Here is a 13,048-nt window from a genome sequence, read left to right as displayed (position 1 = left end):
TCTAATGGAGGTTTACTATGGTAAAAAATAATAACTTCAACGAGATCGTAAGAGGTCGTCGTTCTATCCGCAAATATGATACAAGCGTTAAAATCGATCGTTCAGAGATGGCGGAAATTTTAGAACTAGCTACTACTGCTCCTTCTTCTATTAACATGCAGCCTTGGCGTTTTGTCGTTGTAGACTCTGAAGAAGGAAAAGCAAAACTAGCTCCTTTAATGAGTTTCAATTCCCAACAGCATGACACATCTGCTGCCATGATTTTAATTTTTGGTGATTTACAAAACTTTGATAATGCCGATAAAATTTTATCGCAAGCTGTTGACGCTGGCTTAATGCCTGAAGAAGTCAAAGCGAAACAACTGGCAACATTCACACCTATGTATGAAAAAATGTCACGTCAAAGAGCGACAGAAACTGTTCTAATAGATGGTGGATTGGTTTCAATGCAACTAATGTTAGCGGCGCGCGCTTTCGGATATGACACAAACGCGATTGGTGGTTTTGACCGCGATAACCTAACAGCAACATTTGACTTAGATCCTGAACGCTACGTTCCAGTAATGGTTGTGAGTATCGGGAAAGCTGATGACACTGGCTATCAATCATTAAGATTACCACTTGATGACATTACAACATGGGCATAAAAAAAGAGTTAGCAATTAATTGCTAACTCTTTTTTTGACGTTATATTTATTAATGGCAATTGTCACAATAAATGATAATGCTACAACAACTGCAAAAGCACTTGCTGGAATTTCAATACCAATACTTGGGATACTCAAGAACAATTTAATTCCAATAAAGAAAATCAGGAAGTACGCCATTCCTTCTAACTCTGGAATTTTATCCATCCAACGAGCAATAATATTTGCAATACCACGCATAGCAAGAATTCCTACGAAACCACCTATCAAGATAACAACTGGATTGTCTGCAACTGCCAACGACGCTAATACAGCATCTACCGAAAAAGCAATATCCATTAATTCAATCGACAGGACTGTTTTCCAAAAGCTTCTTTCTGCATCGCCCTCTTTAATTTCAACTTCCTTATTAGGTTTAAAAAAATGTGCATACGCTAAGTAAACTAAATACAAAGCACCTAACACTTTGATTTGCCACAGGTTAATTAAGTACGTTCCTAAGCCAATAGCGATAAATCTAAAGATGTAGGCTCCCCACAAGCCATAAGTTAAGGCTTTACGGCGATCTTTTTCATCATCTAAGGTTTTAGTCTGCGCTGCTAAAACAACGGCGTTATCTACCGATAGTAAACATTCCATAATAATTAATGTCGCTAACAACATCCACGAACTTGATGAGCTAAAAAATTCTACCCAATTAGCCTTGTCGAAGAACGGTGCATATAATTCTGTTATAATATTCAAACTCTTTCCCACTTCCTAAGTTTCTAATAAAGACGAGACTTAGTATCTCATATTTCAAGGGAAATTTCATTAAATCTGTTTATTATTTTTGATATTTATTACCTTTAATTTTATTATCAACATCAGGATACACATTAGAATTTTGCTGAACAACATATGTTGCATCCGTATTTTCCATAAATTGTAAATAGCCATTCAAGCGTAAGAATGTTTCTTTCGGGAAGCTGTAGTTCGCTACTAGTTGCTTTAATGCTTTAATTGCTTCGGCTAGTTCAAGCACTTCTTCATCAAAAAAGTTTTTCACTTTCACATCTTCTGGTTTCATAATATTAGTTAAACTTTCCAAGTATTCATAGCTTGTTTCCTCAAATAAATTGCGTTGTAAATAGGTCATTGAATATCCTGCAAAAATCGGTGTCACTAAATACTCTGTTCCTTCAAAATTTTTACGTTCGACCACTGTGTAATCATTGTCTAATAAATAAATGGTACTAAATGCTGTCATTGTCCTTCTCCTTTTTATTTCATCATAAATCTATTGTAGCGGATAATTACCTCCGACAAAAGGAAAAGAACGTCCGATTAACATCAGACGTTCTTTTATTTTATTTAGCTGTTAATGTATTGTATGTTTGTTTTCTTGAAACTGGAGCACGTAAGACTTTATCACCTTCAAATAAATCTGGTGTCATATCAAGACGTTGAATTTGTCCATCTTCAAATGTTCTGACAGTTAATGCAATATTTTTAGGGTCTAAACTATAAGCTGATGTGTATTCAGTGTAATGAACCGCATCTTCTCCTTCAATCATTTCACCTGGTGTACGAACAATTCCGTAAGGTAAATCAAATTGATTTAACAAGTTATACACGCGGTGCAACCCTTCTTCTGAATCTTTAGGTTGAACCATTAAGTTTCTTAAAACACCCGCACGAGCGAAACGTGATTGCGGTGTAAAGTCGCCTGGCAAACCAAAAACTCCACTACCTTTACCTGCTGATAAAGCCATAGTTGTTCCAATTTCACGTGGCTCATTTTTGTAATAATCTAAGCCAACATAATTTTGTAGATTTTTTAAATGCCAATCCATATGTGGTGTATTAGTAAAAACCATTGCTGTATTTTCAGTAATAGTAAAGCCGTCATAGTTATCTGGTTCCACTGCAATTGAAGCACCTGTATTATCGTAGAAAACATAATGTTGAGGTTGTGCCACACCTAAAACGTTTTTTACGTTTGCTGCTTGGACATCATTGTTGATGTTAGCTTTAACTTCTTCAACTGAACCGTAGTTAGCTAAGATGTAAGTAACAACTTCTTCACCACGCATGGGTGTTTTACCAGCTGCTTTAATATCTTCTAATTCAGCGTACTTATTATAGTCATTTCCGAAATAGAACGAACCGCCTGCTAAGCCTTTTTCGTTTACACCATCCATGATCATCTCTGTTTCTTCAGATTGATCAACTAACGACGCCATCTCTGGATTAAGAGCTTTTAATTGCTCACCTAAATTCATATCCTTCATTTTACCATCCATTACGATAGCCGCAGTTGCATATTTAAACGTCACTGGACTTAGTAATTGATTTGTTGAAACATACCCTCTAGGAATGATTGCTGCCTGAACGGGTAATGGCATAGCGTATTCTTGCGTTCTTCCGAATACTGTATTACCATCTTTTGTTAAAAATCCTACACCTGTACACATATTTTTTTCCTCCTTCTAACTACCAGACCAAAATCTGATGTTGCTTTAAGCTATTACCATTTTAACACCAGATGACTTATTTAAACTAATAATATGCGTTAAATAAACAAGAATTTCACAAAAAAATCATATTTACTCCCATTCTACGTCGACTAATTCGACTTCTTCAACAAATCCTTTTCCTTGTTCCAGCTCTTCTTTATGTTCTGTTAGAATAAATCCCTGCCATTTTATCATACCACGATCATGATAATCTTCTTCAACTTTCAATATCACGTTGATGCCCTCCTAATAATCGACTTCTTTTTAAATAAGTTCCAGATTCCTTTAAGCTGTTAGCTGTAAACAAGGCTGTTTTACCAAACTGTTCTTTCACTTGGTCCATGACTTGATCTAACTTTTCATTTTTTTCTTGTTCCTCAGACGTTTCAAATAAATTAAGTTGCGGAAATACAGGATCACCTAAGTGGCTGAAACTTATACTGATATTACGAAGCGGTCGTCTCTGCTCGTTCACTCGATATAGATGTAACAAGTGATTTGTTAAAACAGCTGTTGTATCTGTCGGTTCAATTTTTAATTGTCTTGTTAAAGCGCGTTCTCCTGACTGACGAGGGAAACCTAATTGTAAACTAACGCAACTTGTAAACTGTTTGTGCTCTCGTAAGCGTTGAGATAGGTTGGCAGTCATCTCTCTAATAATTAGCTCAATATCCTCTTTTTTATGATAATCTCTTTCTAGAACCTGACTATTTCCAATTGACTGACTCTTAGTTACCAGACCTTCCTTTTCAGAAATCACACTGCGGTCAATACCATGAGAATGATAATAGAGTTGCCGCCCAATTGCTCCCATCTTGTTACGGATTAAATCACGGTCAACTTGTGATAAATCATAAACTGAATAAATCCCTAAACTTTGTAATCTTTTAGCCGTCCGGTTACCAATACCCCACATATCTGTAATAGTTGGGATACCCCAAACTTTTTCTTGAACATCCTCATAATGCCATTCAGCGATTTGACTTGGTGTCTCTTTCGCTTCGTTATCTAACGCTAGCTTGGCTAGTAACGGATTATCTCCTATGCCAACCGCCACAGCTAAATTTAATTCACGCCAAATATGATCCTGAATCTGACGAGCAACTTGCCACGTTGTCTGCCCAAAAAGGTGTTTACTATTGGTAATATCAATAAATGCTTCATCAATGGAATACGGATGAACATCTTCCGGTGCAGCGTATTGTTGAAATATTTGATTAATCAACTGGTTCACCTTAACATATAAACCCATACGTGGTGGCACAATCATAATTTTGTGATACTTCGGAAAGTCGAACTTTCTTGATCCTGTTTTTAGTCCATACTTTTCCTTAACTAAAGGGCTAGCAGCTAATACTAAGCCACCTTTCTTATCTCCTCTACTCATGACAACTAACTCACTCTTTAAAGGGTGTAAACCATGCTTAACAGATTCTACTGAAGCAAAAAATGACTTAACATCGATACATAAGACATCCCGACGTTGTTCTTCAGAATAATCAAGCCGCTTCATCCCCTTCACCCCTTTCAATACTATAACAACAGTTTACAAACGTATGTTCGTTATGTAAAGGGGAACACGAGAAAAAATACATCACTTGCTATAATCTCAATTACCGTTATAATTTACATAAGAGATTAGTCCCGAATGAAAGGAAGTTTACAATGAGTATTACAGAAACGATTAAAGATATCCGCTCTACAAAAGGTTGGGATATTCAAACTTTTAGCCGCGAGATTTTAGTATCTCAAAAAACAATTACTGACTGGGAAAACAACATTGGCTACCCCACTCATGGCCAATTATTGCGTATTGCTAAAGCCACTGGAATTCCTGCTGATGAATTATTAGCTAGTGATCATGAGTATTCCGAACAATTAATGGCTGATAAAAAGAAACTTCAATGGCAAGGTATTATCTTTACTTTAATGTTAATGTCTGGTGTCATCTTACTAGGATCTGCCATTTTCGGATTCTTAGCCACTGGTGAAATCTTTTGGATCCCTGCAGCTATTGGCGCCTTCTTATTAGCAGATGGTAGCTTACTTGCTAAAAAATACTTTGAACGAAAATAAAAAAGAACCTCTATAATAGAGGTTCTTTTTTATTTGATTAAACGATCTCTTCCTGCTTGTAAACCTATGACTAAAAGCGCCACTGTTACAAAGAATAAGAAAATTAACGAGCTCATCCACGTATTTGTCATATCATGTAAGAAACCAAAGACAAATGGACCACAAGCTGCTAGTAAATAACCAATTGCTTGTGCCATACCAGAAATGCGTCCTGCATCATGCGAACTTGTTGTCCGAACACTGAAGAACATCATTGCTAAACTGAATGAGAAGCCTCCGCCCGCTCCAATAGCGGCAACAGACAAGCCAATAATCCAAACATTACTTGAGAACATAATTCCAAATAATCCTAGGAATAATAAGGCACTCCCAATCACTACTAAACTACGTTGATCACGACGACGTCCCGCAATAATTGCCACGATAAAGTTTAACGGCACAATAAACAATTGCATTAACGCTAATAACCAGCCTGATGTTTCTCCGCTAATAGCTTTTTCAGAAAAAATTTCTGGCATCCAAGCCAACAAGCTGTAGAAATACAATGACTGTAACCCCATAAACCAACTTACTTGCCAAGCCAAACGAGATTTTAATAAATTCACATCACTTGAACGTGTTTCCTCAACTTTGGCTAAAGTTTGATTTTTTAATTGCGGGAACCAGAATAATAATGCTATTACTGTAAAGATCACCCAAACTCTTAAAGAACCTTGCCACGTTAAACCAAAAGATTCAACTAAAGGTAAACTTAAACCTGAGGCAATGGCACCTGCAACATTCATAGCAACCGAGTAGATCCCTGTCATCAAACCAAGATTATCAGGAAAATCACGTTTGATTAAACTAGGAACCAAGACATTTCCGTGAGCAATTCCAATACCAATCATTACTGTTCCAAAAAATAAACTAAAGATACCTGGTAATGAACGAACAATAATACCGGCACCTAGGACAATTAAAAAGAAAAATAAGGTTCTTTCAATTCCAAAACGAGCCGCACTTCTAGGGGCTAAAATCGACGCTCCTGCAAAAGCTAACAGTGGTGTTGTGGCGATCATCCCTGCCACACTACTGGATAACTGATACGTATCACTGATATGACTAATCAATGGCCCAACCGCCGTGATTGGCGCTCTTAAATTGGTTGCTATAAAAATAATTCCTAAGACTAATAGAAATTGTTGTTTTGAAATCTTTTCTGACATTCCTTGACACCTCAATCTTTTAATATAAACACAGACTTGAGGATAACGCTATTTTCACAAAGAGTCAACCAAACAATCTGAGATAAAATAGTTATACTAAATAGATTTTGTGAAACAAATCAATCGATTCGCTTCGACAAAGCCTAATTTTAAATGCATAGCTAAACTTTCTGTATTATCTAACTCACAATCACTGGCAAACTCCTTACATCCTTTAACAACTGACCACTCTTCACATTTCTTACATAGTTCTCGAGCTACACCTTTTAGCCGATATGGTTCTTTGACAAAGATCCCCTCTAAATAACCTACTGGATTACTCTCAGTCCCCTCCACATAGTCATGGCGTAACTGACATTGTGCAAAAGCAACTAATTCATCATCAATCTCTTCCCCATATATAATTGCTTCCTTATTCGTAAGTAATTCGCTAAACTCTTCTCTTAATTCATTTTGATCGTTATCAGGCCACAATAACAAAGCTAAAGTCACAACTTCGTCGACTCGTTCTTGATTGATTTTAATAATCATCTCTATCTACCTCCTAGGTCCTTAATTTATTATCGCGTATAACAAACGATTTCTGCAACTAATAGCCTTCTTGACAGTCTATCTAATCTAGTCTAGACTAAGGGTAATTCAATATTATCTTGATTGAGTGCAGTAGTTTTCTTGTCCCTATCTCAGAGAGTCGACGGTTGCTGAAAGTCGATATATACAAGCTAAACGAATTACGCTTCTATTAATAATCAAGGGTTTCATCAACCATACTGATGTGAAGAGGTATAATCAGTGATTATACAATTTGGGTGGTACCACGGAATAAACATTTCGTCCCTACAGGCTTTCTTAGCTTGTAGGGACTTTTTTATTACCAAAAATAAAGGAGAGAAAAATAATGACAATTATCGATGAACTACTATGGCGCGATGCCATCAACCAACAAACAGATGCTGAAGGTTTACAAGAGTTAGTAAAAGAGAAAAAAATTAGCTTGTACTGTGGTGTTGACCCGACTGGCGACAGCATGCATATTGGACACTTGATTCCCTTCATGATGCTGAAACGATTCCAACTAGAAGGTCATCACCCATACATCGTTATCGGTGGTGCTACTGGAACAATTGGCGATCCCAGTGGTCGTACCTCAGAACGCCAACTACAAACAATGGAACAAGTGCAACATAACGTTGATGCCCTATCTGCACAAATGGAAAAGTTATTTGATGTTAAAAACGATAATGGTTTAACAATGGTCAACAACTACGATTGGACTCATAACTTAAGTTTATTAGACTTCTTACGTGATTACGGTAAAAACTTCAATATCAATACAATGTTAGCAAAAGACATTGTATCTAGTCGTTTAGATACTGGGATTTCATTTACTGAATTCACTTACCAAATCTTACAATCAATGGATTTCTTACATTTATACCAAAACCACGATGTCCAATTACAAATTGGTGGTGCTGATCAATGGGGAAACATTACTGCTGGTTTAGATTTAATTCGTAAAAAAGAAGGTGCTGAAGCTAAAGCCTTTGGGTTAACTATTCCCCTAATGCTAAAAGCAGACGGAACTAAATTTGGTAAAACAGCTGGTGGTGCTGTTTGGTTAAACCCTGAAAAAACATCACCATTCGAGTTCTACCAATTCTGGTTAAACCAAGATGACCGTGATGTGGTTAAATACTTAAAATTCTTTACCTTCTTAACACAAGATGAGATTGCTGAACTAGCTGAAAAAGTTGAAACAGAACCTCATAAACGTGAAGCTCAAAAAACTTTAGCAGCGGAAATGACACGTTTCGTACACAGTCAAGAAGCTTTGGATGATGCTTTGTTAATCACCCAAGCCCTATTCTCTGGTGAAGTGAAACAATTAACAGCTGATCAGATTGCCGAAGGATTTAAAAACATGCCATCAGCTGAAATCAACTTAACTGATATGAACTTAGTTGATTTCTTGATTGAAGTTGGCATTGAGCCTTCTAAGCGTCAGGCACGTGAAGACATTACCAATGGCGCTATCACAGTTAGCGGAGATAAAATTCAAGACCTAGACTACATTGTCACTGAAGACAATTCATTTGATGGTCGCTTTATCTTAATTAGAAAAGGTAAAAAGAAATACACTTTAATCCACTTAACAAAATAATAAAAAGACCACCCTCTCAGGTGGTCTTTTTTTATGCTCTGGGATGAAAATTACGATAGCTATGTTGCAGTTTCTCTTTGGTCACATGAGCATAAATTTGGGTTGATGATAAGCTGGCATGACCTAATAGCTCTTGAACTGTTCTCATATCTGCTCCGTTATTTAAGAGATGTGTCGCAAAGGTGTGGCGTAACATATGGGGATGAATATCACTAGTTAAGCTACTCTTTTTAATTAATTCTTTTAAGACATAAGTAATACCAGCTGGTGTAATTTGATCCCCACGATGATTCACAAAGACATAATCATGTTGTTTTTTATTCTTAGTTAATAGTTCTTGACGACACTCTTTTAGATATTGCTGAAGCGCTGCTTCGCTATAAGAACCGAAAGGAACGTAACGTTCCTTATTCCCTTTACCATGTATCAATAAGACGTTTAAACCAAAGTCTACATCTTTTAGCGTTAAGTTAGCACACTCACTAACACGAATACCTGTCCCGTATAAGATTTCAAGTAGCGCTTGATCTCTTAACGCTAATGGTGAGTCGCTTTCTGCTGCTTCGAATAAAGCGTCCATCTCTTTTTCATAAAAGAACCGTGGTAAACGCAACTGATGTTTACGCATTTGCACATAACTAAAAGGATTTTCTTCAATTACTTCTTGCCTTAACAAAAACTGATAGAAGGAACGCAGACTAGAAATTTTACGCCCAGTTGTATTACGACTATATTGTTTATCGTGTAAGTAAGCAAGATACACACGAATGTCCTGATAACTCACTTTTAAATAGTCGCTATCGCCTGACTCTTCTAAGAATTCAAAAAAGTCACGAATGTCATCGCCGTATGCTTTTTCTGTTTTATCTGAATACTGTCTTTCTACCACGATGTAGTCCATAAATTCCTGTAACCAATCTTTTTCAGCCATCTTGTTCCCTCCTCTCAACTTTCTCTAGTATAGCAAAGATTTCCTTAGAAAAACAAAAAGACTACCTCAGTCGGCAGTCTTTTTTTATTATTTTGTTAATTTAGCAGTTGCTTCTAACGCACGATCAGCAATTGCTGTGTAACGTTCTTTTTTGTCTTTAATACGTTCTGGTAATTCTGGGAAAATACCAAAGTTGGCATTCATTGGTTGGAAATGTTTTCCTTCCGTATGAGTGATGTAATAAGCCATACTTCCCACTGCTGTTTCACGAGGGAATGTCATTAACTCTTCACCTTTTGCCATACGAGCCGCATTCATCCCTGCTACCATTCCACTTGCTGCACTTTCAACATATCCTTCAACACCTGTCATTTGACCAGCAAAGAATAAATCTGAACGCTTGCGTGATTGGTAAGTTGGTTCTAACAACTCTGGAGAATTCATAAACGTATTACGGTGCATCACACCATAACGAACGATTTCAGCATTTTCTAAGCCTGGAATCATTTGGATGATACGTTTTTGTTCGCCCCATTTTAAATGAGTTTGGAAACCAACAATATTGAATAATGATGCAGCTGCATTATCTTGACGTAATTGAATAACCGCATATGGTCGTTTATCTGTTTTCGGATCTTCTAAGCCAACAGGTTTTAAGGGACCGAATAACATTGTTTTTTCCCCACGGTTAGCCATTACTTCAATCGGCATACAACCTTCAAAGTATTTCTCTTTTTCAAACTCTTTTAGAGGTGCTACTTCAGCGTTGATTAGCTCTTCACGGAAGGCATTGAACTCTTCTTTATTCATTGGACAGTTTAAGTAAGCAGCTTCACCTTTATCATAACGAGATTTCAAGTAAACTTTATCCATATCAATCGTTGCACGATCAATAATTGGTGCCGCAGCATCATAGAAGTATAGCCCTTCTGATTCAGTAAACTCTTTAATTTCCGCTGCTAAGGCTTCAGACGTTAACGGTCCTGTAGCAATCACTGTAATCCCTTCTGGAATTGATGTAACCTCTTCATCCATAACAGTAACATTAGGATGGTTACGCAATTTATCTGTGACCATTTCTGAGAATGTATCTCTATCAACAGCTAAAGCGCCACCTGCTGGTACAGCAGTTGTATCAGCTGCATCCATAATCAATGAATTAAACTGACGCATTTCCTCTTTTAATAGTCCCACAGCATTAGTTACGCTATTTCCACGTAATGAATTTGAACACACTAACTCCGCAAAGTTTTCTGTGTGGTGAGCTGGTGATTTTTTGATTTTACGCATTTCGAATAAATTAACTTTTACTCCTGCTTCAGCAGCTTGCCAAGCAGCTTCACTTCCGGCAAGACCGGCTCCAATTACGTTTACTGTTTTTGTCATACTGATACCCCTTTATGATAAAAGCTAAAGGCCTGAGGAGTCTCAGGCGTTTGCTTGTTTATTTTTGAATTGCTTCTTTGTAATCACAATCACTACATTGAACTTGTTTGCCGCCTTTGGCTTTTTTCTCAATTAAGTAATGTTGACACTTCGGACAGTCACGTCCTACTGGTTTATCCCATGATGTGAATTCACATTCAGGATAACGAGCACAACCGTAGAATAAACGGTTCTTTTTAGATTTACGCTCAATCACTTCGCCTTCTTTACATGTTGGACATTTCACACCGATTTCTTTAACGATGGCTTTTGTCACACGACAATCAGGGAAATTACTACAGGCATAAAACTTACCGAAACGACCCAATTTGATGACCATTGGATGACCACATTCTTCACAGTCAAAACCAGCTGGTTCATCTTTAATTTGAATTTTTTCAATTTCAGTTTCAGCTTTTTCAAGTTCTTTAGAGAATGGTTTGTAGAAACGATCGACAACATCTACCCAATTTTCTTGAGCTTCAGCAATTTTATCTAAATCTTTTTCCATCTCGGCCGTAAAGTTAATATCTACGATACCTGGGAAAAATTCAACAATCATTTTATTAACGATTTCACCTAATTCAGATGGTTCAAAACGTTTACTTACTAACTTAACATAGTAACGACGTTGAATGGTTTCAAGTGTTGGTGCATAAGTTGACGGACGACCAACCCCATTTTCTTCTAAGGTTTTAATTAATGTTGCTTCGCTATAACGTGCTGGCGGTTGTGTGAAGTGCTGTTTATTTTCTAAATCAGCAGCTACAACAGTTTCACCTTCAGCTAAATCAGGTAAGATATTTTCCTTCTCTTCTGTTCCTTCATCATTACCTTCCACATAAACTTTCATAAATCCGTGGAACTTAATTTTAGAACCATTAGCAACAAACGTGACATTATTTTGAGTTAAGGTTACTTTCATGGTATCTAAAACTGCTGGCGTCATTTGACTAGCTACGACACGTGACCAAATTAAACTGTATAACTTAAATTGGTCCTTGTTTAAATACTCTTTAACCGATTCAGGTGTTCTCATAATGCTTGATGGACGGATTGCTTCATGGGCGTCCTGAGCACCTTTTTCTTTAGCGCCAGTAGGTTTGAATCCTAAGGCATACTCTTTACCATATTTATCGGTAATGTAGCTGACAGCTTCATTTTTAACCGTATCAGACAAACGTGTAGAATCAGTACGCATATACGTAATCAAACCAACTGTCCCTTGTTTTCCTAAATGAATTCCTTCATAAAGTTGTTGCGCCACCATCATTGTTTTACGTGTTCTGAAGTTCAATTTACGCGCAGCCTCTTGTTGTAAGCTACTCGTTGTAAATGGTTTAGCTGGATTTCTTTTACGTTCTTTTTTCGTAATTTTTTCAACAGTGTAATCTTTACTTGTTAAACGATCACTCACCGCTTTAACATCATCAGCATTAGTTAACTTAGTTTTCTTGCCATCAACACCATAAAAATTAGCTTTAAATTTCTTACGCCCTTTAACAAAGTTTCCGGCAATTGACCAGTACTCTTCTGGTTGGAATTGGCGAATTTCTTCTTCACGATCAATAATGATTTTTAAAGCAATCGATTGAACGCGACCTGCACTCAAGCCTTTTTTGATTTTTTTCCAAAGAATCGGACTGATTGAATAGCCAACTAAACGGTCTAAAATACGACGAGCTTGTTGTGCATCAACTAAGTCTAAGTTGATTGAGCGTGGTTCTTTAAAGGCAGCTTTAACTGCTTCTTTTGTGATTTCGTTAAATACCACACGATTTTTATCATTTAGGTCTAGCTCAAGGAGATGTGCTAGATGCCAGGCAATGGCTTCCCCTTCTCTATCCGGGTCACTCGCAAGATAGACTTTGTCAGCTTTTTTAGCTAACTTTTTAAGTTCTTTAATAACAGGCCCTTTACCACGAATCGAGATATAACCAGGTTCATAGTTATTCTCAACATCGACACCCATTTTACTCTTAGGTAAATCACGGATGTGTCCCACACTTGCTACCACTTTATAATTTCTTCCCAAATATTTTTCAATTGTTTTCGCTTTTGCTGGAGACTCCACGATCACTAAATATTTATACGCCATTGAA

Annotated in this window: 13 protein-coding genes and 1 other annotated feature; of the genes, 3 read left to right on the top strand and 10 right to left on the bottom strand. The window is 37.0% G+C overall.

Going from position 1 to position 13,048, the window contains the following annotated elements; genetic code table 11:
• Nucleotides 1-17 precede the first annotated feature (17 nt).
• Entirely contained in the window at nt 18-647 is a 630-nt protein-coding gene (locus tag G7081_RS05590) for a nitroreductase family protein (RefSeq protein ID WP_166007973.1), read from the top strand.
• A gap of 15 nt (nt 648-662) precedes the next feature.
• Here G7081_RS05590 and G7081_RS05585 read toward each other — a convergent pair whose 3' ends face one another.
• The 5 genes from G7081_RS05585 to G7081_RS05565 all read right to left on the bottom strand — a co-directional run bounded on the left by G7081_RS05585 (nt 663) and on the right by G7081_RS05565 (nt 4,658).
• Complete coding sequence (locus tag G7081_RS05585) at nt 663-1,391, bottom strand: TerC family protein (RefSeq protein WP_166007972.1); 729 nt, start codon at nt 1,389-1,391, stop codon at nt 663-665.
• A gap of 82 nt (nt 1,392-1,473) precedes the next feature.
• The gene (locus tag G7081_RS05580; protein WP_166007971.1) at nt 1,474-1,896 is read right to left on the bottom strand and encodes a hypothetical protein; all 423 of its coding nucleotides are present in this window, start codon (nt 1,894-1,896) and stop codon (nt 1,474-1,476) included.
• A gap of 100 nt (nt 1,897-1,996) precedes the next feature.
• Nucleotides 1,997-3,103: a linear amide C-N hydrolase gene (locus G7081_RS05575; RefSeq protein WP_166007970.1), complete on the bottom strand. Its 1,107-nt coding sequence runs from the start codon at nt 3,101-3,103 to the stop codon at nt 1,997-1,999.
• A gap of 132 nt (nt 3,104-3,235) precedes the next feature.
• Nucleotides 3,236-3,379 (bottom strand): hypothetical protein, encoded by a 144-nt coding sequence (locus tag G7081_RS05570; RefSeq protein WP_166007969.1) that lies wholly within the window; start codon nt 3,377-3,379, stop codon nt 3,236-3,238.
• Nucleotides 3,363-4,658 (bottom strand): Y-family DNA polymerase, encoded by a 1,296-nt coding sequence (locus G7081_RS05565; protein ID WP_166007968.1) that lies wholly within the window; start codon nt 4,656-4,658, stop codon nt 3,363-3,365. The genes G7081_RS05570 and G7081_RS05565 overlap by 17 nt, the downstream gene beginning before the upstream one ends.
• A 152-nt stretch (nt 4,659-4,810) precedes the next feature.
• On the opposite strand from G7081_RS05565, the gene G7081_RS05560 reads away from it, so the two are divergent.
• Nucleotides 4,811-5,221, top strand: coding sequence for a helix-turn-helix domain-containing protein (locus tag G7081_RS05560; RefSeq protein WP_166007967.1), 411 nt, complete (start codon nt 4,811-4,813; stop codon nt 5,219-5,221).
• 29 nt (nt 5,222-5,250) lie between these two features.
• Here G7081_RS05560 and G7081_RS05555 read toward each other — a convergent pair whose 3' ends face one another.
• Together G7081_RS05555 and aac(6') are read right to left on the bottom strand one after the other, a co-directional pair.
• Nucleotides 5,251-6,429 carry a CynX/NimT family MFS transporter gene (locus tag G7081_RS05555; RefSeq protein ID WP_166007966.1) on the bottom strand — a complete coding sequence of 393 codons (1,179 nt, stop codon included), beginning with the start codon at nt 6,427-6,429 and terminating at the stop codon, nt 5,251-5,253.
• A 96-nt stretch (nt 6,430-6,525) separates the two neighbouring features.
• Nucleotides 6,526-6,960, bottom strand: a complete 435-nt coding sequence (aac(6'), locus tag G7081_RS05550; RefSeq protein ID WP_166007965.1) for an aminoglycoside 6'-N-acetyltransferase — start codon at nt 6,958-6,960, stop codon at nt 6,526-6,528.
• Nucleotides 6,961-7,070: 110 nt separating this feature from the next.
• Nucleotides 7,071-7,271: a binding site (T-box leader), on the top strand.
• Between the two features lie 56 nt (nt 7,272-7,327).
• Here aac(6') and tyrS point away from each other — a divergent pair.
• Nucleotides 7,328-8,590: a tyrosine--tRNA ligase gene (gene tyrS / locus G7081_RS05545; protein WP_166007964.1), complete on the top strand. Its 1,263-nt coding sequence runs from the start codon at nt 7,328-7,330 to the stop codon at nt 8,588-8,590.
• Nucleotides 8,591-8,621: 31 nt separating this feature from the next.
• Here tyrS and xerC read toward each other — a convergent pair whose 3' ends face one another.
• The 3 genes from xerC to topA form a co-directional block, all read right to left on the bottom strand.
• Nucleotides 8,622-9,521, bottom strand: a complete 900-nt coding sequence (gene xerC, locus G7081_RS05540) for a tyrosine recombinase XerC (protein WP_166007963.1) — start codon at nt 9,519-9,521, stop codon at nt 8,622-8,624.
• 87 nt (nt 9,522-9,608) lie between these two features.
• Nucleotides 9,609-10,907 (bottom strand): methylenetetrahydrofolate--tRNA-(uracil(54)-C(5))-methyltransferase (FADH(2)-oxidizing) TrmFO, encoded by a 1,299-nt coding sequence (gene trmFO / locus G7081_RS05535; RefSeq protein WP_166007962.1) that lies wholly within the window; start codon nt 10,905-10,907, stop codon nt 9,609-9,611.
• Between the two features lie 58 nt (nt 10,908-10,965).
• Nucleotides 10,966-13,044, bottom strand: a complete 2,079-nt coding sequence (gene topA / locus G7081_RS05530) for a type I DNA topoisomerase (protein ID WP_166007961.1) — start codon at nt 13,042-13,044, stop codon at nt 10,966-10,968.
• Nucleotides 13,045-13,048: the final 4 nt, after the last annotated feature.

The sequence above is a fragment of the Vagococcus coleopterorum genome, from assembly GCF_011303955.1.
In the GTDB taxonomy this organism is placed as follows: Bacteria; Bacillota; Bacilli; order Lactobacillales; family Vagococcaceae; genus Vagococcus_D; species Vagococcus_D coleopterorum.
Note: the sequence above shows the minus strand (reverse complement) of the source record. Positions and strands in the feature narration are given on the sequence as shown.

Bases quoted from the DNA above. Each gene is read 5' to 3' on its own strand.
- trmFO (WP_166007962.1), bottom strand. From the start codon at position 10,907: ATGACAAAAACAGTAAACGTAATTGGAGCCGGTCTTGCCGGAAGTGAA.
- G7081_RS05560 (WP_166007967.1), top strand. From the start codon at position 4,811: ATGAGTATTACAGAAACGATTAAAGATATCCGCTCTACAAAAGGTTGG.
- G7081_RS05575 (WP_166007970.1), bottom strand. From the start codon at position 3,103: ATGTGTACAGGTGTAGGATTTTTAACAAAAGATGGTAATACAGTATTC.
- xerC (WP_166007963.1), bottom strand. From the start codon at position 9,521: ATGGCTGAAAAAGATTGGTTACAGGAATTTATGGACTACATCGTGGTA.
- G7081_RS05565 (WP_166007968.1), bottom strand. From the start codon at position 4,658: ATGAAGCGGCTTGATTATTCTGAAGAACAACGTCGGGATGTCTTATGT.
- tyrS (WP_166007964.1), top strand. From the start codon at position 7,328: ATGACAATTATCGATGAACTACTATGGCGCGATGCCATCAACCAACAA.
- G7081_RS05590 (WP_166007973.1), top strand. From the start codon at position 18: ATGGTAAAAAATAATAACTTCAACGAGATCGTAAGAGGTCGTCGTTCT.
- G7081_RS05580 (WP_166007971.1), bottom strand. From the start codon at position 1,896: ATGACAGCATTTAGTACCATTTATTTATTAGACAATGATTACACAGTG.
- topA (WP_166007961.1), bottom strand. From the start codon at position 13,044: ATGGCGTATAAATATTTAGTGATCGTGGAGTCTCCAGCAAAAGCGAAA.
- G7081_RS05555 (WP_166007966.1), bottom strand. From the start codon at position 6,429: ATGTCAGAAAAGATTTCAAAACAACAATTTCTATTAGTCTTAGGAATT.